The organism is Flavonifractor sp. An100 (genome assembly GCF_002161175.1).
Lineage (GTDB): Bacteria > Bacillota > Clostridia > Oscillospirales > Oscillospiraceae > Lawsonibacter.
Map to the genome: position 1 here is coordinate 19397 of NZ_NFMA01000013.1, position 23381 is coordinate 42777.

The 23381-nt window shown below is 61.3% G+C and carries 26 protein-coding genes; 7 read left to right on the forward strand and 19 right to left on the reverse strand.

Annotated elements, in window-relative coordinates; all coding sequences use genetic code 11:
* The first annotated feature begins 6 nt into the window (after nt 1-6).
* Genes B5E43_RS08605 through B5E43_RS08620 form a run of 4 tightly spaced genes read left to right on the forward strand, consistent with a single transcriptional unit; the run spans nt 7 to nt 3516 of the window.
* Entirely contained in the window at nt 7-1446 is a 1440-nt protein-coding gene (locus B5E43_RS08605; protein ID WP_087395820.1) for a HAMP domain-containing sensor histidine kinase, read from the forward strand.
* 30 nt (nt 1447-1476) lie between these two features.
* Nucleotides 1477-2727 carry a trypsin-like peptidase domain-containing protein gene (locus B5E43_RS08610; RefSeq protein ID WP_087395822.1) on the forward strand — a complete coding sequence of 417 codons (1251 nt, stop codon included), beginning with the start codon at nt 1477-1479 and terminating at the stop codon, nt 2725-2727.
* Nucleotides 2728-2742: 15 nt separating this feature from the next.
* Nucleotides 2743-3222, forward strand: a complete 480-nt coding sequence (locus B5E43_RS08615; protein ID WP_087395824.1) for an 8-oxo-dGTP diphosphatase — start codon at nt 2743-2745, stop codon at nt 3220-3222.
* A gap of 54 nt (nt 3223-3276) precedes the next feature.
* Entirely contained in the window at nt 3277-3516 is a 240-nt protein-coding gene (locus B5E43_RS08620; RefSeq protein WP_087395826.1) for a hypothetical protein, read from the forward strand.
* A gap of 60 nt (nt 3517-3576) precedes the next feature.
* Here the strand turns inward: B5E43_RS08620 and B5E43_RS08625 are convergent, their stop codons facing one another.
* From B5E43_RS08625 to B5E43_RS08655, 7 genes are all read right to left on the reverse strand, one after another.
* On the reverse strand, nt 3577-4614 hold the full coding sequence (locus tag B5E43_RS08625) for an LCP family protein (protein ID WP_087395827.1): 1038 nt from the start codon (nt 4612-4614) through the stop codon (nt 3577-3579).
* Nucleotides 4615-4811: 197 nt separating this feature from the next.
* Nucleotides 4812-6227 (reverse strand): hypothetical protein, encoded by a 1416-nt coding sequence (locus B5E43_RS08630; protein ID WP_087395828.1) that lies wholly within the window; start codon nt 6225-6227, stop codon nt 4812-4814.
* Nucleotides 6224-6697, reverse strand: a complete 474-nt coding sequence (locus B5E43_RS08635) for an RNA polymerase sigma factor (RefSeq protein WP_087395830.1) — start codon at nt 6695-6697, stop codon at nt 6224-6226. The genes B5E43_RS08630 and B5E43_RS08635 overlap by 4 nt, the downstream gene beginning before the upstream one ends.
* A gap of 131 nt (nt 6698-6828) precedes the next feature.
* Entirely contained in the window at nt 6829-7842 is a 1014-nt protein-coding gene (locus tag B5E43_RS08640) for an alpha-hydroxy-acid oxidizing protein (protein WP_087395832.1), read from the reverse strand.
* Nucleotides 7843-7967: 125 nt separating this feature from the next.
* Nucleotides 7968-9659, reverse strand: coding sequence for a Na/Pi cotransporter family protein (locus tag B5E43_RS08645; RefSeq protein ID WP_087395835.1), 1692 nt, complete (start codon nt 9657-9659; stop codon nt 7968-7970).
* A 269-nt stretch (nt 9660-9928) separates the two neighbouring features.
* Nucleotides 9929-11527 carry an ATP-binding cassette domain-containing protein gene (locus B5E43_RS08650; protein ID WP_087395836.1) on the reverse strand — a complete coding sequence of 533 codons (1599 nt, stop codon included), beginning with the start codon at nt 11525-11527 and terminating at the stop codon, nt 9929-9931.
* Between the two features lie 245 nt (nt 11528-11772).
* Nucleotides 11773-12531 carry a hypothetical protein gene (locus B5E43_RS08655; RefSeq protein ID WP_087395838.1) on the reverse strand — a complete coding sequence of 253 codons (759 nt, stop codon included), beginning with the start codon at nt 12529-12531 and terminating at the stop codon, nt 11773-11775.
* A 147-nt stretch (nt 12532-12678) separates the two neighbouring features.
* Between B5E43_RS08655 and B5E43_RS08660 the strand changes: the two genes are divergently transcribed.
* Both B5E43_RS08660 and B5E43_RS08665 read left to right on the forward strand, forming a co-directional pair.
* Nucleotides 12679-13074 (forward strand): PadR family transcriptional regulator, encoded by a 396-nt coding sequence (locus tag B5E43_RS08660; RefSeq protein WP_087395840.1) that lies wholly within the window; start codon nt 12679-12681, stop codon nt 13072-13074.
* Nucleotides 13053-13442: a hypothetical protein gene (locus B5E43_RS08665; protein ID WP_087395842.1), complete on the forward strand. Its 390-nt coding sequence runs from the start codon at nt 13053-13055 to the stop codon at nt 13440-13442. Before B5E43_RS08660 ends, B5E43_RS08665 begins: the two co-directional genes overlap by 22 nt.
* A 76-nt stretch (nt 13443-13518) precedes the next feature.
* On the opposite strand, the gene B5E43_RS08670 is transcribed toward B5E43_RS08665, so the two are convergent.
* The 3 genes from B5E43_RS08670 to B5E43_RS08680 all read right to left on the reverse strand — a co-directional run bounded on the left by B5E43_RS08670 (nt 13519) and on the right by B5E43_RS08680 (nt 16700).
* A complete protein-coding gene (locus tag B5E43_RS08670; RefSeq protein WP_087395843.1) occupies nt 13519-14886 on the reverse strand; it encodes an MATE family efflux transporter in 1368 nt (455 codons plus the stop codon).
* Complete coding sequence (locus B5E43_RS08675; protein WP_087395845.1) at nt 14879-15322, reverse strand: MarR family transcriptional regulator; 444 nt, start codon at nt 15320-15322, stop codon at nt 14879-14881. The genes B5E43_RS08670 and B5E43_RS08675 overlap by 8 nt, the downstream gene beginning before the upstream one ends.
* Before the next feature lie 151 nt (nt 15323-15473).
* Nucleotides 15474-16700 (reverse strand): Zn-dependent hydrolase, encoded by a 1227-nt coding sequence (locus B5E43_RS08680; protein WP_087395846.1) that lies wholly within the window; start codon nt 16698-16700, stop codon nt 15474-15476.
* A gap of 101 nt (nt 16701-16801) precedes the next feature.
* On the opposite strand from B5E43_RS08680, the gene B5E43_RS08685 reads away from it, so the two are divergent.
* On the forward strand, nt 16802-18190 hold the full coding sequence (locus tag B5E43_RS08685) for an aldehyde dehydrogenase (RefSeq protein ID WP_275533004.1): 1389 nt from the start codon (nt 16802-16804) through the stop codon (nt 18188-18190).
* A gap of 48 nt (nt 18191-18238) precedes the next feature.
* On the opposite strand, the gene B5E43_RS08690 is transcribed toward B5E43_RS08685, so the two are convergent.
* The 9 genes from B5E43_RS08690 to B5E43_RS08730 form a co-directional block, all read right to left on the reverse strand.
* Nucleotides 18239-19066, reverse strand: coding sequence for an amidohydrolase family protein (locus B5E43_RS08690; RefSeq protein WP_087395850.1), 828 nt, complete (start codon nt 19064-19066; stop codon nt 18239-18241).
* Between the two features lie 437 nt (nt 19067-19503).
* The gene (gene rplQ, locus B5E43_RS08695) at nt 19504-19848 is read right to left on the reverse strand and encodes a 50S ribosomal protein L17 (RefSeq protein ID WP_087395852.1); all 345 of its coding nucleotides are present in this window, start codon (nt 19846-19848) and stop codon (nt 19504-19506) included.
* Nucleotides 19849-20014: 166 nt separating this feature from the next.
* The gene (locus tag B5E43_RS08700) at nt 20015-20965 is read right to left on the reverse strand and encodes a DNA-directed RNA polymerase subunit alpha (RefSeq protein ID WP_087395853.1); all 951 of its coding nucleotides are present in this window, start codon (nt 20963-20965) and stop codon (nt 20015-20017) included.
* Between the two features lie 132 nt (nt 20966-21097).
* The gene (gene rpsD, locus B5E43_RS08705) at nt 21098-21697 is read right to left on the reverse strand and encodes a 30S ribosomal protein S4 (protein WP_087395855.1); all 600 of its coding nucleotides are present in this window, start codon (nt 21695-21697) and stop codon (nt 21098-21100) included.
* Between the two features lie 23 nt (nt 21698-21720).
* A complete protein-coding gene (gene rpsK / locus B5E43_RS08710) occupies nt 21721-22125 on the reverse strand; it encodes a 30S ribosomal protein S11 (protein ID WP_087395857.1) in 405 nt (134 codons plus the stop codon).
* Nucleotides 22126-22138: 13 nt separating this feature from the next.
* Entirely contained in the window at nt 22139-22507 is a 369-nt protein-coding gene (gene rpsM, locus B5E43_RS08715) for a 30S ribosomal protein S13 (protein WP_087395859.1), read from the reverse strand.
* Between the two features lie 18 nt (nt 22508-22525).
* The gene (rpmJ, locus tag B5E43_RS08720) at nt 22526-22639 is read right to left on the reverse strand and encodes a 50S ribosomal protein L36 (RefSeq protein WP_008982609.1); all 114 of its coding nucleotides are present in this window, start codon (nt 22637-22639) and stop codon (nt 22526-22528) included.
* A gap of 246 nt (nt 22640-22885) precedes the next feature.
* The gene (gene infA, locus B5E43_RS08725; RefSeq protein ID WP_020989775.1) at nt 22886-23104 is read right to left on the reverse strand and encodes a translation initiation factor IF-1; all 219 of its coding nucleotides are present in this window, start codon (nt 23102-23104) and stop codon (nt 22886-22888) included.
* Complete coding sequence (locus B5E43_RS08730) at nt 23097-23378, reverse strand: KOW domain-containing RNA-binding protein (protein WP_087395862.1); 282 nt, start codon at nt 23376-23378, stop codon at nt 23097-23099. The genes infA and B5E43_RS08730 overlap by 8 nt, the downstream gene beginning before the upstream one ends.
* Nucleotides 23379-23381: the final 3 nt, after the last annotated feature.

Consider the following 23381-nt stretch of genomic DNA (forward strand, 5'->3'; position numbering starts at 1 on the left):
CCGCCTTTGCGATCCCTGTATAAGCGGCAGCTGGCTATGATGGTGGGCGTCACCGTTCTCTCCTTTACTCTGCTGTCCACCGCCTTTATGCTCCTGTCCTACCGCTATATTATTTCGGAAAAGCGGGACTCCATGGAGCGCAACGCCGGCTATATTGTCAGTTTCACGTCCTCCTACTACCAGCGCTACCTCAGCATTCAGGACGATTTCTACCGCAGCTATGTGGCCTCCATCGCCCTGATTTCCGACTCCTATGTCATCGTAGCCAATCCCGACGGCGAGATCATTTACGCCACCGACGGCCACAACTTCTACGAATACAAAAACACCAAAGTCCCCGAGAACCTGGTCTCCCAGGTATTGGACCAGGGCAGCTATACCGGAATGACCAATCTGGGCGGAATCTATCCCGAACGGCGGTACATGGCCGCCCGCCCGGTGTTCTCCTCCACCATTGCCGGCAACACCATTGTCCACGGTCTGGTGTTGGTGTCAGCGGACGCCTCCAGCCTGGCAGAGATGTGGTCGGCCACCGCCACCATTTTCTTCTTCTCCGCCGTGGTGGTGCTGCTCATCGCGGTCATTGCCAGCACCATCACCTCCGCCCACCAGGCCAGGCCCCTGAACGAGATGGCGGAAGCGGCCCGAAAGTTTGGCCGAGGGGAGTTTGATGTGCGGGTCACCGGCTACGAGGGCCGGTGCGATGAGATCAGCACCCTGGCCGAGGCCTTTAACTCCATGGCAAACTCCCTGGCCAAGGTGGAGAGCCAGCGCTCGGAGTTCATTGCCAATGTCTCCCACGAGCTGAAAACCCCCATGACCACCATTGCCGGCTTTGCCGAGGGCATTCTGGACGGCACCATCCCCCCGGAACGGGAGAAGGAGTCGCTACAGATCATCGTCTCGGAGACCCGGCGCCTATCCCGCCTGGTGCGGCGGATGCTGGATCTGAGCCGGCTCAATGCCCTGGCAGAAAATACCCTCACCGCCCAGGAGCAGTTTGACCTCACCGAGGTGGTCTCCCGGGTACTCATCAGTCTGGAGGGCAAGATCACCAGCCGGGGACTGGATGTGGATGTGCAGATGCCCGAGGACAAGCTGATGGTCTGGGGCGACCCGGACTCCATCACCCAGGTGTGCTACAATCTGGTGGACAACGCCGCCAAGTTTGCCGCCCAGGGCAGCACCATCACCGTCCAGATCACTAAAAAGGATGGCAAGGCTTATACCTGTGTCCGCAACCTGGGAGCCACCATCTCCCCGGAAGAGCTACCCCTGCTCTTTGACCGCTTCCACAAGGCGGACTACTCCCGTTCTATGGACCGGGAAGGGGTGGGCCTAGGTCTGTATATCGTAAAGACCATTTTGGGCAACCTAAAGGAGAACATTACCGTAACCAGCGAGGATGGCGTGACGGAGTTCACCTTTACCCTCACCCTGGCGTAACCGTTTTCCACAGTATCACCCAAGGGGGCGATGGATGTTTTGGACAACCGCAACTCAGATCTTTGGCAGGGAGGGCCCTGGGAGCAGCCCTCCCCCTCCTTTTCTCCGCCGCCGGCCGTTTTTCTGCCCGACGGCGCCCGCCCAGCCCGGCCTGTGCTGCGCCCTCGGCGCCGGCGCCGGCATCTGTGGCCTTTCCTGGCCCTGGGGGCCGGGGTCCTGCTGGGCGTGTTTCTGCTCACCGGAGTTTTCTTCCTCCTGACCACCGGCGGAGACATTTCTCTGTCTCCCCCCAGCGGAGGACAGCCCTCCCAGACTCAGGAGTATTCCACCCAGCCCCCCTCCATTCCCCGGGCCCAGACCGGGACAGGGGTGACCCTCACCCTCTCCCCCTCCAGCGGGCAAACCCTCTCCTACACGGAGATTTATGAGAAGAATCTGCCCTCCATGGTCTCCATCGAGGCCCAGACCCCCAAGGAGTACAGCACCGGCACCGGCGTCGTCCTCACCCAGGACGGCTATATCGTCACCAACGCCCATGTGGTGGCCGGGGCGGAACAGGTTCAGGTGGTGTTTTATGACAATACCGTCCGGGAAGCCAGTCTGGTGGGCTTTGACTCCGACGAGGATTTGGCGGTACTGAAGGTGGACGCTCAGGGCCTGACGCCGGCGGAATTTGGGGACTCCTCCCTGCTCCAGTGCGGGGACCCGGTGGCCGCCATCGGCGACCCTCTGGGCTACCGCTCCACCATCACCGACGGCATTGTCTCCGCCCTGGACCGGGAGGTGGATGTGGACGGGAGCACCATGGTCCTCATCCAGACCAGCGCCGCCATCAACTTCGGCAACTCCGGCGGCGCCCTTATCAACCAGTACGGCCAGGTGGTGGGGATCACCACCATCAAGATCGTCACCGACGACGGCTCGGCGGAGGGACTGGGCTTTGCCATTCCCTCCACGCGGGTTAAATATGTGGTAGATTCCCTCATTGACGGCCAGGAGATTCGCACCGGCGTCTTCGGCTTCACCGTCATCATCCGGCCGGTATCGGGGGGTGGACTGGAGCTGCAAAGCGTGGACCCCAACAGTGACGCCTACGCCAAGGGCCTCCAGCCCGGCGACATCATCCTCACCGCCAACGGCCAAGAGGTGACCTCCACTCAGGATCTGGCCCGTTTAAAGCTGTCCCTGGGCCCGGGGGATATGGTCACTCTCACCTACCTGCGCAACGGGCAGGTCTACACGGTGGATGTGGCCTTGGTGGACGCCTCGGACGTGGGCTGACAGGAGGAACCTTCCATGATCAATACCACCTTGTGCTACCTCCAGCGGGGCGGGGACTACCTGATGCTCCACCGGATCAAGAAAGAAAACGACCTCAACCACGATAAATGGATTGGCATTGGGGGCAAGTTTGAGGACAAGGAGAGCCCTGAGGACTGTCTGCTCCGGGAGGTGCGGGAGGAAACGGGCCTGACCCTCACCTCTTACCGCTACCGGGGCCTGGTGACCTTTGTCTCCGACCGCTGGCCCACGGAATATATGCACCTGTTCACCGCCGACGGCTGGACGGGGGAGCTGAAGGAGTGCGACGAGGGGGTGCTGGAGTGGATTCCCCGCTCCACCCTCCTCTCCCTGCCCCACTGGGCGGGGGACGCCATTTTCCTGGACCTGATTGGCCGGACGGACACCCCCTTCTTTTCCCTAAAGCTGTGCTACCAGGGGGAGGAGCTGACCCAGGCCGTGCTGGACGGCAAGGCATTGCCGTTGCCCGGTTAGGCGTTCCAGCCGCTCCATCCCCCTCACTATTTCAATTACAAAGGAGGCGGGCTTATGAAGCCCCAGTACGCCAACACCTTCGGCATCCGCAAGGTGTCGGACAAGGAAGGAGAAATCCTGGAGGTCACCCTGGACATGACCTATAAGTACATGGAGACCGCCATCACCATCACCCCCAAGGGCCTGGAGAATGTGGCCACCCCCAACGCCGAGCAGGTGGCCTCCATCGTGATGAACAAGCAAAGCGCCATTTCCCTGCGCAATCTGCTCATTCAGACCCTGGGTCTGGAATAACCTTCCCATAGAAGCAAAACCCCCGGAGGACGGCCGTCCTCCGGGGTTTTTTTGTTTGATTCAGCTGTCGGGCTTCATGAGATGGAGGTCCTCCTCCGTCAAGGGCATGTTGTAGGGGTTGACCTGCTCATTGAGAACGGGGAGGATGTCCTCCGCCTCATAGACGAAGCAGTATTGGAATCCCTTACAGGTGGCATTTCCGTCCCCCTCCAGGGTGCCCTGGGTCACGCCGGTGGACAGGTCCACCTGGAGGGCCTGGGTGGCAAAGTAGATCATGTCGGTGACTGATAGATCGGTCTTCACGTACTCATTGAAAATGGAGACAAACTCCGTCACCTTGGCCACCGAGTTCCAGGAGACCACCTTCTTGGCCAGCTGCATCAGCACCTGGCGCTGCATCTCTCCCCGCTGCACATCGGTGTACCACTGGTTGGCCAGGTAATTGGGGCTGTCCTTGTTGTCATGGCGGTAGCGCACCACCTCCATGGCCTCCTGGCCGCTGAGGGTCTGGGTGCCCTTGGAGAAGTGGATATGTAGGTTTTGGATGGGGTCGTCGTAGTTCATGTCCAGGGGGATGTCCACCTCTACGCCATCCAGCTCGTCCACCAGGGCGATGAACCCCTTCAGGTCCACCAGGATGTAGTAGTCGATGGGGATGCCAAAGGTGTGCTCGATCTCCTCCTTGAGCACATCGGCCCCCGCTCCATAGAAGGCCCCGTTGATTTTGGGCTGCTTCCGCCAGGTGCGCTCCACCGCTGTGTCCCGAGGGATAGAGATCATACCCACCTTTTTGTTGGGCACGTCGTAGCTGACCACAATGATGCTGTCGGTGTTGCCGCTGTCCACGTCCTTGCCCAGCAGGACGAAGTTGTATACCCCCTCCCGGCGCTCACGCACCGGCTCCTCCTCCACCTGGCTGGTGTCGCCGGTGGGCAGCGCGGTGCCTGTGTTTCCGGGGTCGGAGGTCTGGGGGATGGGTGGGGGCTTAATGAACATCTGATAGGCCACGAACCCCGCCACGATCACGGCGGAGAGGACCACCGCAAACTTATAAAAGGCCCAAAACAGCCGGGCGGGCAGGGGCTTTTTCCGCCGCATTCCCTTGCCCTCCGGCCTGGGGGGCGGAGCGGAGCGGCTGGTGCGTCTGGAGGGCGGCGCTGGTTCTTGCCGGCTTCCCCGGCGGGATACGCTGATATATTTCTGTTCCAGTGCTGGTCCCTCCCTGTGCAAATTCCTTTCTAGTATACCTGTATCTGTTCTATTCGGCAAGAGGCGGGAAAATTTTTCATAAAAAATTAAAGGTTGCCCCCATCGATGGCCCCTTCCACCATCTTCCACACCGCCTGGACACTCAGGCCGTCGCAGCGGTACTCCACGGTGACGCCGTTGGGGAAGAGAACGCCGAAGTCAAAGGCCAGACCGCCGGTGTCCTTTTCCTTGCCCCGGGCCTCCACCACCGACTGGGACATGTCCTGGGCCCGGAACACCGGGAAGTTCACGCTCTCCCGGTACGCCTCTGGCACATGTTCAGACCAGGGGATGGAGTATCGGCGCAGGTCATATTCCTCTGTGTGCTCCACGTCCACCGTCTGGGGCAGCTGCCCGTCCTCCGGGCAGCGCACCAGCACCTCCACGTCGTCGTACCCCCGGCTCCACCGCACCCAGAGGGTGTCATAGTTTCCCTCCTGGTAGGACCGCCGGCCGTAGAAGCCGCCGTAGCCCGCCGGTTCCGACTGGGGCAGGTAGGGGGCAAAGGCCGCTTCCCCCAGAGCCTGCCGGAGGGAGGCAAACTCCCGCTCCTCCCAGGCCGGGATATCCCCGTTGGTGAGCAGCCCATCCAGATGGAGTCCTTCTCCCTCCAGGGCATAGCCCACCAGCAGGGCGTTGAGCATCCGGGCGCCCCCCGCCGCTAAATCAGTCTGTCCGTCATACTCTGAGCCGAAGGGGCTGTCGGTGTTCTCAAAGCGCACCCCCACGTCCCCGGCTAAAAACTCGCTGCCGCACACATGCTCGGTTTCCTCGTCTCCGTCCTGGTCGTAGCTCTCGGCCCAGGCGGTGACGGCCACGCCGCCCACCTCATTGGTCTGGCGGCCGGGCTCCAGCAGACAGTTAGGGGGCAGGTGGTCGGGGGAGAGGGTGAGGGTAAAGGAGGCCCCGCTGGGGTGTTCCCCCCAGATGTGGAGCCAGAACAGCTGTCCCTCTCCGTCGTAGGTGGCCCGGCCGGTGAGAACGTAGTCCTCCCAGCCCAGAACCTCCATCCAGTCCCGCTCCTCCCCCTTGGGGGAGCTGTTTTCCTCCTGGCGGGAGGTAAAGATACTCTGAATCTCCTCCTGCCCCAGCTCCACATCATAGGAGCCGTCCGGAAAGGCAATGGAGGCTGCAAGATCCATGGAGGCGGATTTGTCCGCATAATGAATCTCCGGGGGCATGACCAGGTAGTCCTTGGTGATCTCCTCCTGTTCCGCTGGATTTCCCTGGCCGCTTCCCGCCACAGTCCCCGGATTGGGGGAAGGGCCGGAGGGTGTGGCCAGCCCCAGGGACGGGACCAGCCGCCACAGCCCGAGGATGATTGCGCAGCAGGCCGCAGCCGCCGCCCAGGCCCGCCAGGGCCTGGGCCCCCGGGAGGACCTCCCGGGCTCCAATTCCAGCAGTCGGTCCATCAGCTGGGGGGATGGGGCCTGCCGGTTCATATACTGTCGGTATCCATTCATGTCGATTCTCCTTCCAGCAATCGTTTCAGTCTGGAACGGGCCCGGACAAGACGGGAGCGCACCGTCCCCGGCCGCTGGCCGGTGAGGCGGGCGATCTCCCGGGTGGAGTACCCCTGGTAATAATAGAGGTGGATTACCGCCCGGTCGGCGGGCGGCAGGGCAAAGAGCTCCTCCAGCTCTGCCCGCTCCTGGGGGTCCGCCGCGGGAAGGGTGTCGGGTAGGGGGCCCACCCGCCGCCAGGCCAGGCGCAGCCGGCTCTTACAGCCGTTGACCAGTACCCGGGTCAGCCAGGCTCCCGGCTTTTCCAAATTGTCCGGCGCCTTTTCCAAAAAGGTGAGAAAGGCGTCCTGCACCGCGTCCTCCGCCTCCTGGGGATTCCCCAGAATGGCCAGAGCGGTGCGATAGAGGCTTGGGGTATGCTGTGTGACCAGATTTTCCCAATCCACCGGCCGGCTGGATTGCTGAGCCATAGGGCCACCTCCTTTCACCCCATTAGACGTGTGAGGGAGCGTTTTTGCTGCACAGAAAGGAAAATTTTTTAAAAAAAACGGCCGCCCCGAAAAGAGGCGGCCGTTCCGGCACAAAACCAATATGTATGGAATTAGAAAATCAGATCCCGGCTGATCTGGCTCAGGCTGTGGACCCCGCACATGGCCATGGTGTCCGCCAGCTCCCCGCGGAGCTTGTCGGTCAGCACCTTCACGCCCTCGGCTCCGCCGCCGTAGACGGCGTTCACATAGGGCCGGGCCAGAATACAGGCGTCGGCACCCAAAGCCAGGGCCTTGCACACATCCACACCGGAGCGGATGCCTCCGTCCACCAGAATGGTCATCTTACCCTTCACCGCGTCGGCGATGGCAGGGAGGACGGCGGCGGTGGCGGGCACTCCGTCCTGCACCCGGCCGCCGTGGTTGGACACCACGATGCCGGCAGCTCCCGCCTCCAGGGCCTTTTTCGCCCCGGCCACGGTCATGATGCCCTTGATGATGAAGGGCACCCCGGCGTAGTCAATGATCTCCCGGAGCTCCTCCACCGTCTTGGAGCCGGCGGGAGGGGTCAGGCCCTTCAGGAAGGGCAAACCGGCGGCGTCAATATCCATGGCAAACACCTTGGCGCCGGAGGCCTTGGCGGCGTCCAGCTTGGCAAATACGGTGTCCCGGTCCCAGGGCTTCACTGTGGGAATGCCCTTGCCCCCGTTCTGGCCGATGGCCTTGGAGGCTGCGTCAAAGACGGTGCGGTCGGTGCCGTCCCCGGTAAAGGCGGCGATGCCAGCCTGAACACAGGCGGGGACCAGGATCGCGTTGTACTCCGAGTCGGTAAACTTGTACCCGTAGTGGAGCTTCACCGCTCCCACGGGTCCGGCAAAGACGGGCAGGTCGTAGGTCTCGCCGAAGAAGGTGTAGTGGGTGTCCACCGGCACATTCTCGGTGATGGTGTCCATGTTCAGGCACACCTCCTGCCAGGCGTCGTAATTGCGGATGGCCACGGTGCCGCTGCCCTTGGCGCCGGGACCGGGCATGGTGTTTTTGCAGGCCCGGCCATTGCACACCGGGCAGGCTTTACAATAGGGGCCGATGCAGCCCCGGGCTTGTTCCAAAACTTCCTGATAGGTCATGGGGAACTCCTCCTCTCAATTCTTTCCCATCATACCGCCCCCGGCACCGTTCGTCAAGGGCGAGGAAAAACGCGCCGCCCGTTTTCCTCCGGGCAGCGCGTCTATGGGGCATCTGATGGGTTTTCTTACAGGTGGCTCTGGGACTTGGTCAGCTCCTGGGCGATGTTCAGCACGTGGTCGCCAATTCGCTCAAAGTCGGTGAGCAGCTCAGAGTAGAGGATACAGGACTCCTGATCGCAGTCCCCGGTGCGCATCCGATCCAGCTGGTTGCGGCGGTACTGGGCGGTCATGTCGTCGATGCGCTGCTCCAGCTGAGCCACATCGGCCAGCCAGACCATCTCTCCGGCCCGGTGGTGGAGCAGGGCGGAGATGGCCTCCAGACAGATGTCCCGCATGGCGACGATCTCACCCTGGGCCGTCTCGGAGAAGGCAATATTTTTGCTCACCAGCAGGCGGGTATAGCCGGCCAGGTTGTCGGCGTGGTCGCCGATTCGCTCAATGTTGCCGGAAATGGTGAAGTAGCTGCTCACGGTAGCCGAGCCCTGCTCGTTGGTCTCGATGGAAATGAGGTGGGAGACATAGCGGGAGATCTCCCGGTTGAGGAAGTCAATATACTCCTCCCGCTCCTCAATCTCCTGTAGCTGGTCGGTATCCCGGGCCAGCACTGCGTGGAAGCTGTCGGCCACGTTGTCCCGGGCCATGGAGAGCATGCGGTTGAGCTCATTGCGCAGCTGGTCGATGACGATGGCGGACACACCCAGGCCGCCCTCCTTGCCGGAGGCGGAGACGGGGGTCAAATAGGCCAGCTTCATCTGCTGCTCGTCGCTCTCCTCCTGAGGCAGCTCGGGCAAGATGCGCACGGCCAGCTTGGCCAGGTAATTGCCCAGGGGGAGCAGGATGATGGTGGTAATAATATTGAAGCTGGTGTGGGTCAGGGCGATCTGGCCGGCGGGAGTGCCGGGCATGAGGGCGTGGATGGACTGGCCCAGTCCGCCGGGCAGGATGAGGGAGCCGTCAATGATATGGGCAATGGGGAAGAGGATAAAGAGGGTGGTGAAAATAATGGTGCCGATGACGTTGAACATCAGGTGGATGATGGTGGTCCGCTTGGCGTTGCGGTTGGTGCCGATGGCGGCCAAAACGGCGGTGATACAGGTACCGATATTCTGACCGAAGAGGACGAACACCGCGCTGGACAGCTGGATGATTCCGCTGTTGGCCAGGGCCTGGAGGATACCCACCGAGGCGGAGGAGGACTGGATGACGGCAGTAAAGCCGGTGCCGGCCAGAATGCCCAGAATGGGGTTGGAGAAGGTGGACATGAGGCTGATAAAGCCCTCGGACTCCCGCAGGGGGGACATGGCGGCGCTCATCATATCCATACCGATGAAGAGCACGCCCAGACCGGCCAAAATCTGGCCGATGTGCTGTAGCTTGGGTTCTTTTACAAAGACCATCAGCACCACGCCCAGGAAGGCGAACATGGGAGCCAGCTCACCCACGTCCAGGGCGATGAGCAGACCGGTGACGGTGGTACCGATGTTGGCGCCCATGATGATCCAAACGGCCTGGTTCAGGGTCATCATGCCTGCGTTGACGAAGCCAACCACCATGACGGTGGTGGCGGAGGAGGACTGAATGACTGCGGTAATAAGGGCACCCACCAGCACGCCCAAAAAGCGGTTGGCGGTCAGCCGCTCCAAAATCTGTTTCATGCGGCTGCCTGCGGCGGCCTCCAGACCGGAGCTCATCATCTGCATCCCGTGCAAAAACAGGGCTAGTCCGCCCAGCAGGGATAGGATATCTGTGATTCCCATTTCGTTTTCGTTCCTTCCTTGCGGCCAAGAAAAAAGACACAGCCCGCACCTACCTGGTCCAAGTTATGTCCTGTCTTACAGAGCGGCGGTCCTTCCCACGGCCCGCCATTGGCCGCCATTCCTTTTTATGATTCTCAAATGTTCCCAGTATTATTATAGGGGCTGAGGGGAACTGCGTCAACAGATTTTACGAGGATTTAACATTTCCATAACACCCCGGGCAAACAAAGGGGGCGGGAGCTTACCGCTCCCGCCCCTTGTACCAGGCGTCAGGCCTGTTCCTTCTGGCTTTCCAGATATTCGTCATAGGTGGTCTTACGGTCGATGAGCTTCCCGTCGGCGGTAAAGTCAAAGACCCGGTTACACACCGTTTGGATGAGCTGATGGTCGTGGGAGGCCACCAGCACGTTGCACTTCACCGCCTCCAGGCCCTTGTTGAGGGCGGCGATGGACTCCAGATCCAGGTGGTTGGTGGGCTGGTCCAGCATGAGGACATTGGCACCGGAGAGCATCATCCGGGAGAGCATACACCGCACCTTCTCGCCGCCGGAGAGCACCTTCACCGGCTTATACACCTCGTCCCCGGAGAAGAGCATCCGGCCCAGGAAGCCCCGCAGGTACTGCTCCTGGGGATCGGAGGAATACTGGCGCAGCCACTGCACCAGGTTGTCGTCGTTGTCCTGGAAGTAGGGGGTGTTGTCCTTGGGGAAGTAGGAGAAGGTGGCAGTCTGGCCCCACTTCACCGTGCCCTCGTCGGGCTCCATCTCCCCGGCCAAAATTTTAAACAGGGCGGTGTGGGCATTCTCGTTGTCGCCCACGAAGGCGATCTTGTCCCCGTGGCCCACAATAAAGGACACCTTGTCCAGCACCTTTACCCCGTCAATGGTCTTGCTCACGTCGGTGACAAAGAGGATGTCCTTGCCCACCTCCCGGTCGGGGGTGAAGCCCACCCAGGGATAGCGGCGGGAGGAGGCGGGCATCTCCTCCACGGTGAGCTTATCCAGCAGCTTGCGGCGGGCGGTGGCCTGCTTGGACTTGGACTTGTTGGCGGAGAAGCGGGAGATAAAGTCCTGCAACTCCTTGATCTTCTCCTCGTTGCGCTTGTTCTGGTTCTTGATCAGCTGCTGCACCAACTGGGAGGACTCGTACCAGAAGTCGTAGTTGCCCACGTACATCTTGATCTTGCCGTAGTCGATGTCCACGATGTGAGTACACACGGTGTTGAGGAAGTGGCGGTCATGGCTGACCACGATGACGGTGCCCTCAAAGTCCAGCAAAAAGTCCTCCAGCCAGTTCACCGCGTCGATGTCCAGGTTGTTGGTGGGCTCGTCCATCATCAGAAGGTCGGGGTTGCCGAACAGCGCCTGGGCCAGGAGCACCTTCACCTTCAGGCGGGCGTCCAGGGTGGCCATGTCGTTGTAGTGCAGCTCTGTGCCAATGCCCAGGCCCTGGAGGATGCGGCTGGCGTCGGACTCCGCCTCCCAGCCTCCCAGCTCGGCAAACTCCTCCTCCAGCTGGCAGGCCCGCATTCCGTCCTCGTCGGTCATCTCCTCCTTGGCGTAGAGGGCCTCCTTCTCCTTGCCGATGTCGTACAGGCGCTGGTTGCCCATGATGACCGTGTCCATCACGTTATAGGCGTCGTAGGCGTTCTGGTCCTGCTTGAGCACGGACATGCGGATGTTGGGCAGGATGGACACCTCACCGGAGGTGGAGTCCAGCTCCCCGGAGAGGATTTTCAGGAAAGTGGACTTGCCCGCTCCGTTGGCGCCGATGATGCCGTAGCAGTTGCCCCGGAGGAACTGCAGGTCCACGTGGGAAAACAGCGGGGTGCCGCTGTAATTGAGGCTCAGGTCGGTGACAGTGATCATAGACTTGCTCTTGCTCCTTTTTCCGTTTCAAATCAGTTTTCCAGTCATTTTATCATAGGCAACAAAAAAAAGACAGGTTTTTTTGAAAAAAACCTGCCCGTTTTTCTCCCCTTTTCCAGGCCGTTCTCCGTGATGTTTCCGGTGCTTCCCCAGCTCGGTCCTCTTTCGTTGCCCAGCCGCTCAATGGCCGGGGCCGCCTCCATGGGCAGCCCCGGCCTGAGGAGCTGTCTGTCCTTGTCCCAGGGTCAGCCGTCAAATTGGACGGCGTCCACCGTCAGGTCCAGGGTGTGGTCGGTCCCCTCCGCCCCCCGCAGCTGGATGGAGAGGAGCCTTTCGTTTACTGCCTCCTGAGAGAGCAGCTTCACCGTCCGGGTCACCGTCTCCCCGGCGGGGACCTGGGTGGCGTCGCTGGTAAACGCCTGGGCAGAGGTCCCAAAGCCCAGGTCAAACCGCACCGGTGCGCTGCCGCTGTTGGTCACCGTGATGCTCAGGCAGGTCCCTTTCTCCAGGTCCAGGTTCTGGAAGGAGTGCCAGTAGGGCTGGGTGCCGCTGTGCTCCACCTGGTCCAGCAGCTTGTATCCCTCCTGGGGCTGGACCGGCTCCACCTCCTCCATCAGGCCCACCCAGGTCTTCCCCGCCTGGTTCAGGGACATCAGGCTCAGCGCCAGATCTCCGGTCAGCCGCACGTCCAGGGTCCCCTGCTGTCCGTCCCAGACCGTCTCCCAGCCCAGCTTCTCCGTCAGCACCCGGATGGGGATGTAGGTGGTGCCGCCCCCCTGCTCATCGGTGTAGAGGATGGAGGAGGGGATGGACGCTCCGCTCTCCGTGGTCAGGTTTTCCCCCTTGGGCAGGAGGGTTCCACCGTTCAGACTCAATTCCATCTGGTTGAACTGGACCGCTCCCGTGGCCGCCAGGGACGCCGTGACGCAGGCGCACAGGGCCAGCGCCGTCACCAGCCCTGCCACAAATCCCCGTTTCTGTCCGCTGACTTTGCTTTTCTTCATGGATCATACCTCCTCATCAATCGTTTTCCCTCAGGGTTCTCTTGCTTGTAAGATATCACCCGTATATATATTTGTCAATAAAAATTATGGTTGACAAATAAGTATTTATCCACCTATACTGATGGCAGTAGAAAGGAGGGAACCAGGATGGAGCCAAAAGCAAAGCACAGCGGGACCCCTGCCGGAATCCGGGAATCCCTCAAAAAGGCCACCACCGAGATGCTGGTGCTGCATCTGCTGGGGCAAAAACCCATGTACACCTATGAGATGATGAATCAGATTGAATCCCTCAGCGGCGGAACCATCACCTTTAACACCCTGTATTTGTCCATTTACCGCCTGCAGGACTTTGGGTTTATTAAGGAGTACGGCAAGGTGGTGTCGGAGGACAACCGGGTGCGCATCTACTTTACCATTACCGAAGCCGGAGCCGCTTATCTGGAGCAAATTACTGCGGAATACCTCCAATTTACCAGCACCGTGGACCAGATCCTCAACCTGAAACGGAAGGAGCCGCTTTCATGGAGCGCACAGGGGAATTAAAACACTACTTCCGCCGGCTCCGAGAGCTGCTGCCCTGTCCATCTAAGGACCGCAGGCGGTTTCTGGCTGACGCCCGCCGCATGGCGGAGGACTTTCGCCTGGGCAACCCCGGGGTCTCTCCCAGCCAGATTGTCGCGTTCCTGGGCGACCCAAAGGAGTTGGCCCGGGGCTACCTGGACACCCTGGACCAGGAGTCTCTGCTGCGCTATCAGCGCCGCCGTAAATATCTTGGCCGGGGCGTACTCCTCTTTTTAATTTTTCTCTGTCTCCTCGCCGCCGCCTGGGCGCTTCATCTGTTTTTTCGACCCATCCCCATGGTCACTTCCACAGAAACCCTCATCATTTATGAAAACGGTGCGGCATCCTGAGGCCGCACCTCCATGAAAAACCCCCGGAAGGACCAAGCTGGTCCTTCCGGGGGTTTTTGTTCCCAAAGATGTTTGCTCACTCCATCTCGGCCACCGAGTCCCGCTTCCACTTACCGCTTTTCACCCGCAGCAGGGAGACCACCGAGCCCACCGCCCAGCCGGCGGGGATGGACCACCAGATGGCGTTAGCCCCCAGGGGGGTGAGGTAGACCAGGGCATAGGCGATGGCCACCCGGGAGAAGAGGTTGGCCATGGAGCTCAGGGTAAAGGCTCCCATGTCTCCCGCTCCCCGGAGCATGCCGTTGGAGACAAAGAGCAGGCCCATGAGGATATAGAACATGGACACCGTCTTCATATAGGTCAGGCCATAGCCCAGGGCGCCGGAGGTATCCCCCGGGTCCAGGAACAGGGAGAGGAGCTGGCTACCAAAGAGGAAGATGATAATGGTGATGAGCAGGGAGAAGACCACCACCATGAACAGGCAGGCCTTCAGGCCCTCCTTCACCCGCTCATACTTGCCCGCGCCGATGTTCTGGGCGGTGTAGCTGGACATGGCGTTGGAGAAGTTCATGTTGGGGAGCATGGCCAGGGTGTCGATTTTGGTAGCAGCGGTGTAGCCGGCCACCAGCACCTTGCCGAAGGAGTTGACCAGTCCCTGCATCATCATCATGGACAGGGAGACCAGGGACTGCTGGAGCATGGAGGGCAGGCCAATCTTGGCGATGCGGCGCACAGCCAGCATGTGGAACAGGGGCACCTTGACCCCCTCCTTGCCCGGCTCACAGGGCATGCGCTTCAGGCGGCGGTACATCACCAGCAGAGAGGCCACCGCGCACATCCCCTGGGCGATGAGGGTGGCCCAGGCCACCCCCGCCACCCCCATGTTAAACCGGATGACGAAAAGCAGGTCCAGCACGATGTTGGTCAGGCTGGAGATCATGAGGAAAATGAGGGGGGTTCGGCTGTCCCCCTGGGCGTTGTAGATGCCGTTGAGGGTATTGTAGAGGAAGAGGAACACCGCTCCTCCAAAGTAAATGCGTAAATAGGTCTGGGAGTCGGCCATGATGTCGGCGTCGGTGCCCAGCAGAGTCAGCAGGGGACCAGCCAGCACGGTGCCCAGGGCCATGATGATGAGGCCCAGCACGCTCAGGGCGATAATGGCGGTGGAGATGGTGGACTTCATCTCATGGATGCGCTTGCCTCCAAAGAGCTGGGACACCACCACGTTACACCCCATGGACAGTCCCGAGGCCACTGCCACGGAGAGAAAGACGATGGGGAAGGAGGAGCCCACGGCCGCCACCGCGTCCTCGCCCACAAACTTGCCCACCACGGCGGTGTCCACCATGTTGTACAGCTGCTGGAACAGGTTGCCCGCCACCATGGGCAGGGAAAAGAAAAACAGCAGGGGCAGGGGCTTGCCCTGTGTCAGATTTTTAACCATGGGTCTCCTCTCTTTCTTCCTCACTCCACTTGTATTGGGTCACATTGTCGGTAATCCGGGACAAGAAGGCGTCATATTGCTCCCGCTCCCAGGTGGAAAACCCCCGGTAGCAGATCTCCTTCCACTCCTCCAGCACACGTTCAATATACTGGCAGGACTCCATACCCGCTTGGGTCAGGGCCACCAGCTTCTCCCGCCGGCAGCGGTCGCTCACCGCCCGCTCCACCAATCCCGCTTCCTCCAGCCGGGCCAGCGTCCGGGCCACCGCGCTTTTGTCCAGCACCAGCTTGTGGACAATGTCCTCCTGGCGCATTCGGCCCAGCCGGGCCAGCAGCCGGATGACCATGCTGTCCAACACCTGCAAGCCCTTGTCTCCCAGCCGGTCCCGAAGATACTGTCGCTCCACCCGGCGAAAAACATCCACTCGGTCTTGCATCCTTCTCCCTCCTTTGTTGCAAAACTCAACTGTTGTATTTTACAACAATCGCCCCCCTTTTTCTATGCGCAAAACCCACAAAAATAGCGGGACCGTCCGGCCCTCTCTCTAGGAAGGCAGACGGTCCCGCTGGGATGATTTTCCTCCGAGATTATTTTTCTTGCTGCAGCTGCCCCACCAGCTCCAGCCCCACCTGAACGGCCTGGGCCAGATGGGCACTGTCGCTCCACTCCTGGGGACAGTGGCTCAGTCCGCCCCGGCTGGGCACAAAGAGCATGGCCGCCCGGGCCCCTCCGGCGATAATCTGAGCGTCGTGTCCCGCCCCTGAGGCCAGCTCCAGGCAGGGGATGCCCAGCCGGGTGCAGGCCTCCCGGTTGTACCGCAGTAGGGTGGGGGAGAGGCGCACCGGCTCCGAGGCCGAGGTGGGTTCCAGCCGTACCTCCAGCCCGGCGGCCCGGGCCTCCTCCAGCGCCTGGTTCAGCGCCCCCTCCAGCTCCTCCAGCCGCTCCTGCTCCAGGGCCCGCATCTCCAAAAGGAACTCCGCCCGGCCGGGGATAATGTTATAGGAGCCGGGGAAGGCCTGGATGCGGCCCACCGTAGCCACACAGTCCCCCCGCGCCTGGGCCAGCTCCTCCACCTGGAGAAACACCCGGGTCGCCCCCGTCAGGGCGTCCTTCCGCTGGTCCATAGGGGTGGTCCCCGCGTGGTTGCTCTGGCCCAGGACGGTCACCTCATACCGGCGGATGCCCACGATCCCCGTCACCAGACCCAGGGGGACCCCCTGCTGGTCCAACACAGGCCCCTGCTCGGCGTGGATTTCCAGGTAATCCCCGATGGAGCCGGGGGCCCAGGCCGCCTGGGCGATGTCCTCCGGGTCCAGGCCGTATGCCTTCATCTGTTGCGCCACGCTCACCCCCTCCGGGTCCTTCACCCGGCGGCAGTATGCCGCGTCGATCTTTCCCATGACGGACAAGGAACCAAAGTAGCCCCCGCCAAAGCGGCAGCCCTCCTCGTCCATCAGGGCGCACACCACAAAGTCCCGCTCCAGCTTTTCCCGGTCCAGGCGGCGAGCCATTTCCAGGGCGCACATGATTCCCCCCGCCCCGTCGTAGTTGCCCCCGGAGACCACCGAGTCCAGATGGGAGCCGCACATCACACAGGGCAGGCTCCGGTCCCGGCCGGCCAGCCGCCCAAAGACGCTTCCGGCCTGGTCCTCCCATACCTCCAGCCCCAGCTGCCCCATCGCTTCCTTCAGGTACTCCGCCGCCGCCCTAGTCTCCTTGCTGAAGGGGAGACGGGTACACCCCTGGCCGGGGGTGGCGGTAAAGCGGCTAAATTCCTCGATCCGCCGGGCAATGGCCTGTTCCAGTCCTTCCATGGCACACACTCCTTTGCTCTTTCCTTCGATTCTAGGTTCCCCCTTCCCATCCTGTCAAGCTTTTCTTTTCCCGGGAAAGTGGATATAATAAAGGCAATTATATTCCAAAGGAGACCACTATGGATATTCACACCCTTGTAGCCCGGCAGCGGGCCTTTTTCCGCACCGGGGCAACCCTGGACCTGTCCTTCCGCCTGGAGGCGCTGGCTAAGCTGGACCGGGCCCTGCGGGAAGGGGAGGAGGAGCTGCTCTCCGCGTTAAAGGCGGACCTGAACAAGTCCGCCGGGGAGGGCTATCAGTGCGAGGTAGGGATGCTCCGCGCTGAGCTGTCCCACGTCCGCCGTCATCTCCCCCGGTGGGTCAAGCCCCGCCCGGTCCGTCCCTCTCTGGCCCAGTTCCCCGGCTCCTGCCGGGTGTACCAGGAGCCCTACGGGATGACCCTCATTATGGCCCCCTGGAATTACCCCCTTCTCCTTTCCCTGGAGCCCCTCATTGGAGCTCTGGCGGCGGGCAACTGCTGTCTGCTCAAGCCCTCAGCCTACGCCCCCGCCTCCTCCGCCGTGCTGCAAAAGCTCCTCTCCGCCTGTTTTCCCCCCGACTATGTGGCGGTGGTGGAGGGAGGAAGGGCGGAGAACCAGGCCCTTCTGGAGGAGAAATTTGACTACATCTTCTTCACCGGCGGTACCGCCGTGGGTAGGCAGGTCATGGAGAAGGCCGCCGCCCATCTCACCCCCGTCACCCTGGAGCTGGGGGGCAAGAGCCCCTGCCTGGTGGATGCCACCGCCAAGCTGGACCTGGCCGCCAAGCGCATCGCCTTCGGTAAGCTGCTCAACGCTGGGCAGACCTGTGTGGCCCCGGACTACCTGCTAGTCCACGCCTCGGTGAAGGAGGATCTGGTGGAGCGGCTGAAGCACTGGTGCAGCGCCCTCTACGGCCCGGACCCCCTGTCCAACCCCGACTATGTCTCCATCATCAACCAAAAGCACTTTGACCGCCTTTTGGGGCTCATGGACCGGGAGAAGGTGATCTTCGGCGGGGAAAGCGACCCGGACCGCCGAAAAATTCAGCCCACCCTCATGGACCGGGTGACCCCCAACGACCCGGTGATGGGGGAGGAGATCTTCGGGCCCATCCTGCCCATTCTCTCCTTCGACCACCTCTCCCAGGCGGTGGACTTCATTCGGTCCCGACCCCGCCCGCTGGCCCTCTACCTCTTTTCTGAGGACCGGGCGGTCCGGCGGGAGATCCTCCGCACGGTGCCCTTCGGGGGCGGCTGTGTCAACGACACCATCCTCCACCTGGCCTCCTCCCGTCTGCCCTTCGGCGGCGTTGGGAACAGCGGCATGGGGGCCTACCACGGCAAATACTCCTTCGACACCTTCTCCCATACCAAGGGGATTTTCCAGGCCTCCACTACAGTGGACATGCCCCTGCGCTACCCGCCCTACACCCCTCAGCAGATGAAGTGGCTGCGGCGGTTGTTGAAATAGTCTCTGACCAAATAGAAAGGGCCGCCGGAACTCCGGCGGCCCTGATTCTTATTCCTCCAGTCCCAGACCGTAAATGCGGTTGGCGTTATGAAAAAACACCTGCTCCCAGTGCTCCTGGGGAACGATACCCTGGATAAAGCGGATATACTCCCCCAGGTTGACAATGGGCCAGTCGGTGCCGTACATCACATCGTCCCACTGGCAGATGGCGGTCAGCCAGGTGCGCAGCAGCCCCACATAGCCCGCCTGCTCCTGGAAATACCGCTCCAGATCCACCCGTCCCTCCAGCAGTCCCGACAGATCGGTGGCCACGTTGGGATTTTTCTCCACCACGGCGGCGGCGCTCTCCAGGAAGGGGTTGCCGAAGTGGCACATGACAAACCGGGTGCGCTTGTGATCGGCAGCCACCTCGTCCAGCACCAGGGGGTGGCAGTATTTCAAATGGGCCCGGGGATAGGCGGTGAGCCCCATGTGGATGGCCACCGGCTTGTCGTACCGGGCGCACAGCTGATAAATAGGCTCATACATGGGGTCGTAGAGCCACACCCGGTTATAGCCCGGGTACAGCTTCACCCCGCAGCACGCCTCCCGCTTCAGGTGCTCCTCTACGATGTCGGGCAGGTCGGGGATGAGCCGTTTTCCCCCCTCCATCAAGGTGCTGTCCAGACCCACGCAGTAGTGGAAAAGGTCGGAGGGGTAATTGTGGTAGCTCACCTCCAGGCTGCGGTTTCCCATCACCACCCCGTGGACCATCTCCAGCTCCCCATAGACCTGCCGCAGGTGGTCCACAGAATTTTCGTGTCCTACCCCACGGGCCATCTCATCGGTACGTGGGTCGGGGGGGAAGAGGTGCAGGTGGGCATCAATAATTTTCATTGGTCTTCGCTCCTTTGGTTGCTTGACAAGGTTCCTTTTCCCCATTATAGCAGACTGCCGGCAACTTTGCCACTGCCCTTGCGGCCTGCCGCCGCTGTGCTTCCTGTTTTGCGCCTAGCCGCCGCAAAAAAAGCGCCCGTCCCCATAGGGACAGGCGCTTTGTGTTGCCTTTAGGATGGTCAGCCGGACCTGGATTACACCAGCTGGATGATGGCCATCTCGGCGGCGTCACCTCGTCGTCGCCCGCTCCCTATCCTTCGCCCCGCCGTCAGCGGCAGGGCTCACTCAGTCCGCGGCTCCTCCTCCCCCCAGAAAAGGGCTTTGCCCTTTCCCGGGGCCCCCATTCCTACCCGGCGCGGCGCCGCCACAAAAAAAGCGCCCGTCCCCAGAGGGACGGGCGCTTTGTGTTGCCTTTGGGATGGTCAGCCGGACCTGGATTACACCAGCTGAATAATAGCCATCTCGGCGGCGTCGCCACGCCGGGGGCCAATGCGGACGATACGGGTGTAGCCGCCGTTGCGGTCGGCGTACTTGGGCCCGATCTCCTTGAACAGCTTGTTGGCCACATCCTCCTTGGTGATGAAGGCCAGAGCCTGACGGTAAGAGGTCAGGGTGTTGTCCTTAGCCAGGGTGATCATCTTCTCGGCCACGGGGGCGACTTCCTTGGCGCGGGTAACGGTGGTCTTGATCTGGCCGTTCTCCAGCAGGTAGGTCACCATGGCGCGGAGCATAGCCTTGCGCTGATCGCTGGTGCGGCCCAGCTTACGATTCTTCAGAGACATAGCAAACTCTCCTTCGACCTCGCGTGGCGAGATCCAACATAAATTCGTTCAGCGGACCCCAAACGGGGTCCGGGACACCCAAAATCGGGACGGCCCTTGGGCCGCACGGGAAGCGGAACGTTACATACCTTCCTCGCTGCCCCAAACGCCCTCAGGGAGGAGCGTTTTAATTGTTATCGTCGCTGGCCAGGGACAGGCCCATCATGGCCAGCTTGTTGATGACCTCTTCCAGGGACTTGCGGCCCAGGTTCCGAACCTTCATCATCTCTTCCTCGGTTTTGGAGATCAGGTCCTCCACCGTGTTGATGTTGGCCCGTTTCAGGCAGTTATAGGAACGCACGGACAGGTCCATGTCGTCGATGGTCATCTCCATCACCTTGTCCCGCTGGGTCTCAGCCTTCTCCACCACGGTGGACTTGTTGCCCATGGTCTCGCTGAGGTCGGTGAACAGGGTGAAGTGGTCGCACAGGATACGGGCGCCCAGGGACACCGCGTCGCGGGCGTCGATGGTGCCGTTGGTCCACACCTCCAGGGTCAGCTTATCGTAGTCGGTGGCGTCACCCACGCGGGTGTTCTCCACCGTATAGTTGACCTTGCGCACGGGGGTGTAGATGGAGTCCACAGGGATCACGCCGATCACGGTCTGGGCGGACTTGTTCTTGTCGGCGGAGACATAGCCCCGGCCGTGGGACAAAGTCAGCTCCATGGACAGGGTGGCGTCGGGACCCAGGGTGGCGATATGGAGGTCGGGGTTGAGGATCTCCACGTCGGAGTCAGCCTTGATGTCTCCGGCGGTCACCTTGCACTCACCGGCACACTCGATGTGGACGGTCTTGGTGCCTTCGCAGTACAGCTTGGCAATGATTCCCTTGACGTTGAGGACGATCTCGGTCACGTCCTCCTTCACGCCGGGGATGGAGGTAAACTCATGCTGGACACCGGCGATCTTGATGGAGGTCACCGCGGTGCCAGGCAGAGAAGACAGCAGGATCCGGCGCAGGGAGTTGCCCAGAGTGGTGCCGTAGCCCCGCTCCAGGGGCTCCACCACGTACTTGCCGTAAGAGGCGTCGCCGGGATTTTCTATGCATTCGATGCGGGGCTTTTCGATTTCTACCATATGCTAGGATACCCTCCTTTTCTCGGCGGCCCACTGCGGCCGCCTGATTCAGCTCACCAATATCTGAGGGTTGTCTAAGTCTAGGCCGCCGCTCCTCTCCGGAAGGCTCCGGAGGGGAGGGGCGGAAAAGCATTACTTAGAATACAGCTCGACGATGAGGTGCTCTTCCACGGGGAAGTCGATGTCGTCCCGGGTGGGCATGGCAACGACGGTGCCCTGGAGGGTGTTCTTAGCGCGGTCCAGCCACTTGGGCAGGTTCACCACGGGGGCGTCCTCACCCAGCAGGCGCTTAAACTTGACGGAGGAGCGGCTCTTCTCCCGAACCTCGATCACGTCGCCGGGCTTGACCAGGTAGGAGGGGATGTCCACCCGCTGGCCGTTGACGGTGAAGTGGCCGTGGGTGGTGAGCTGACGGGCCTCACGACGGGTCTGGGCGAAGCCCAGGCGGTAGACCACGTTGTCCAGACGGCGCTCGATGAGGGTGAGCAGGTTCTCACCGGTCTTGCCCTGCATGCGGGAAGCCTTCTCATAGTACATATGGAACTGCTTCTCCATGATGCCGTAGACAAACTTGACCTTCTGCTTCTCGGTCAGCTGCATGGCATACTCGGACTTCTTCTTGCGCATGTTGGTCTGGTTGCGGTTGGTGTTCTTCTTGGCATAGCCCATGGCGGCGGGAGACAGGTTGAGGGCCTTGCACCGCTTGGCGATGGGCTGCATATTTCTAGCCATGTGTCAAAAACCTCCTTCTCTGATCAGACGCGGCGGCGCTTCGGGGGCCGGCAGCCGTTGTGGGGAACGGGAGTCACGTCCTTGATGAGGGTGACTTCCAGACCCACAGCCTGCAGCGCCCGGATGGCGGCCTCACGGCCGGCGCCGGGGCCCTTGACGAAGACCTCCACGGTCTTCAGGCCATACTCCATCGCGGCCTTGGCGGCAGTCTCAGCAGCCGTCTGAGCGGCGAAGGGGGTGGACTTACGGGAACCACGGAAGCCCAGGCCGCCGGAGGAAGCCCAGGACAGGGCGTTACCCTGGGAATCGGTAACGGTGACCATGGTGTTGTTAAAGGAAGAGCGGATATGCACCTGGCCCTTCTCCACATTCTTGCGCTCACGGCGCTTACGGACAACTTTCTTGCCCTTGGTATTAGCAGTAGCCATTGCTTATCCCTCCTTACTTCTTCTTGTTGGCCACAGTGCGCTTGGGACCCTTGCGGGTACGGGCATTGGTCTTGGACCGCTGACCACGCACGGGCAGACCCTTACGGTGACGGATGCCGCGGTAGCAGCCGATTTCGGTCAGCCGCTTGATGTCCATCGCCACGTTGCGGCGCAGGTCACCTTCCACGGTGTACTCATGGCCAATGATGTCACGCAGCTTGGCCTCGTCCTCCTCGGACAGATCCTTCACGCGGGTGTCGGGGTTAATCCCGGCCTGGGCCAGGATCTTGTTGGCGCTGGTGCGCCCAATGCCGTAGATATAAGTGAGGCCGATCTCGATTCTCTTTTCCTTCGGCAGGTCAATACCGGCAATACGAGCCATTTGTTACAGCACCTCCAATTAACCTTGTCTCTGCTTATGCTTGGGGTTTTCGCAAATTACCATGACTTTGCCCTTGCGCTTAATGACTTTGCACTTCTCGCACATGGGCTTCACGGACGGTCTGACTTTCATTGTTAAAACCTCCTGATGAATGCCTTGATGGCCCCTCCTCGTCGAAACAAGCTCCGTATCCCTCGCCCCCGCACGAGTGCGAGGGCTCAGTCACTCCGCTGTTTCTCCTCTCCAAATGCGACCCACTTCGCTGGGCTCGCATTTGGGAGCGGCCTGCGGCCGCTGTCCCTGCGGGGGGACGGGAGTCTTACGGATCCCTTGAAGGCAAGGCTTCTGGGAAAAGCCGGACGATTCGGTCGTTTATAGTTACTTAGAACGCCAGGTGATACGGCCTCGGGTGAGGTCGTAGGGCGACATCTGTACGGTGACTTTGTCGCCGGGCAGGATGCGGATAAAGTTCATCCGCAGCTTGCCGGAAATATGTGCCAAAATGATGTGGCCATTTCCAATGTCCACATGGAATGTGGTGTTGGGGAGCGATTCGGTGACCACTCCCTCCAGTTCGATCATATCGTCCTTAGCCAAGGGTGATTCCCTCCTTGAAGGCGGCCAGCGCCCGTCTCAGTTCCCGGTCCGATACCGGTTCTCCTTGTTTCAGCTTCCCGATGGCCGGGTGGTCAAACCGGGCCGAATCCAGGGGGGTGAGGTGCCCCAGCTTTTTCCGCTTGGGGTGCAGGACCTTCCGCCGCTTGCCGTCGGCCAGGAGCAGAAGATCCCCCTCCATACCCACCACGCAGAACAGCCCGCCCTTATCCCGTCCCGCTTCCGCGCGGACGAGCCAGCCGGTGTAGTCGTACATGGC

Excerpts from the sequence above, each read along its gene's own strand:
- B5E43_RS08655 (WP_087395838.1), bottom strand. The coding sequence starts at position 12,531 with ATGAAGAAAAGCAAAGTCAGCGGACAGAAACGGGGATTTGTGGCAGGG.
- rpmJ (WP_008982609.1), bottom strand. The coding sequence starts at position 22,639 with ATGAAAGTCAGACCGTCCGTGAAGCCCATGTGCGAGAAGTGCAAAGTC.
- rplQ (WP_087395852.1), bottom strand. The coding sequence starts at position 19,848 with ATGTCTCTGAAGAATCGTAAGCTGGGCCGCACCAGCGATCAGCGCAAG.
- B5E43_RS08610 (WP_087395822.1), top strand. The coding sequence starts at position 1,477 with ATGGATGTTTTGGACAACCGCAACTCAGATCTTTGGCAGGGAGGGCCC.
- B5E43_RS08690 (WP_087395850.1), bottom strand. The coding sequence starts at position 19,066 with ATGAAAATTATTGATGCCCACCTGCACCTCTTCCCCCCCGACCCACGT.
- B5E43_RS08660 (WP_087395840.1), top strand. The coding sequence starts at position 12,679 with ATGGAGCCAAAAGCAAAGCACAGCGGGACCCCTGCCGGAATCCGGGAA.
- B5E43_RS08680 (WP_087395846.1), bottom strand. The coding sequence starts at position 16,700 with ATGGAAGGACTGGAACAGGCCATTGCCCGGCGGATCGAGGAATTTAGC.
- rpsK (WP_087395857.1), bottom strand. The coding sequence starts at position 22,125 with ATGGCTACTGCTAATACCAAGGGCAAGAAAGTTGTCCGTAAGCGCCGT.
- B5E43_RS08640 (WP_087395832.1), bottom strand. The coding sequence starts at position 7,842 with ATGACCTATCAGGAAGTTTTGGAACAAGCCCGGGGCTGCATCGGCCCC.
- rpsM (WP_087395859.1), bottom strand. The coding sequence starts at position 22,507 with ATGGCTCGTATTGCCGGTATTGACCTGCCGAAGGAAAAGAGAATCGAG.
- B5E43_RS08670 (WP_087395843.1), bottom strand. The coding sequence starts at position 14,886 with ATGGTTAAAAATCTGACACAGGGCAAGCCCCTGCCCCTGCTGTTTTTC.
- B5E43_RS08730 (WP_087395862.1), bottom strand. The coding sequence starts at position 23,378 with ATGTACGACTACACCGGCTGGCTCGTCCGCGCGGAAGCGGGACGGGAT.
- rpsD (WP_087395855.1), bottom strand. The coding sequence starts at position 21,697 with ATGGCTAGAAATATGCAGCCCATCGCCAAGCGGTGCAAGGCCCTCAAC.
- B5E43_RS08615 (WP_087395824.1), top strand. The coding sequence starts at position 2,743 with ATGATCAATACCACCTTGTGCTACCTCCAGCGGGGCGGGGACTACCTG.
- B5E43_RS08665 (WP_087395842.1), top strand. The coding sequence starts at position 13,053 with ATGGAGCGCACAGGGGAATTAAAACACTACTTCCGCCGGCTCCGAGAG.
- B5E43_RS08675 (WP_087395845.1), bottom strand. The coding sequence starts at position 15,322 with ATGCAAGACCGAGTGGATGTTTTTCGCCGGGTGGAGCGACAGTATCTT.
- B5E43_RS08650 (WP_087395836.1), bottom strand. The coding sequence starts at position 11,527 with ATGATCACTGTCACCGACCTGAGCCTCAATTACAGCGGCACCCCGCTG.
- B5E43_RS08630 (WP_087395828.1), bottom strand. The coding sequence starts at position 6,227 with ATGAATGGATACCGACAGTATATGAACCGGCAGGCCCCATCCCCCCAG.
- B5E43_RS08620 (WP_087395826.1), top strand. The coding sequence starts at position 3,277 with ATGAAGCCCCAGTACGCCAACACCTTCGGCATCCGCAAGGTGTCGGAC.
- B5E43_RS08635 (WP_087395830.1), bottom strand. The coding sequence starts at position 6,697 with ATGGCTCAGCAATCCAGCCGGCCGGTGGATTGGGAAAATCTGGTCACA.
- B5E43_RS08645 (WP_087395835.1), bottom strand. The coding sequence starts at position 9,659 with ATGGGAATCACAGATATCCTATCCCTGCTGGGCGGACTAGCCCTGTTT.
- B5E43_RS08625 (WP_087395827.1), bottom strand. The coding sequence starts at position 4,614 with ATGCGGCGGAAAAAGCCCCTGCCCGCCCGGCTGTTTTGGGCCTTTTAT.
- B5E43_RS08700 (WP_087395853.1), bottom strand. The coding sequence starts at position 20,965 with ATGGTAGAAATCGAAAAGCCCCGCATCGAATGCATAGAAAATCCCGGC.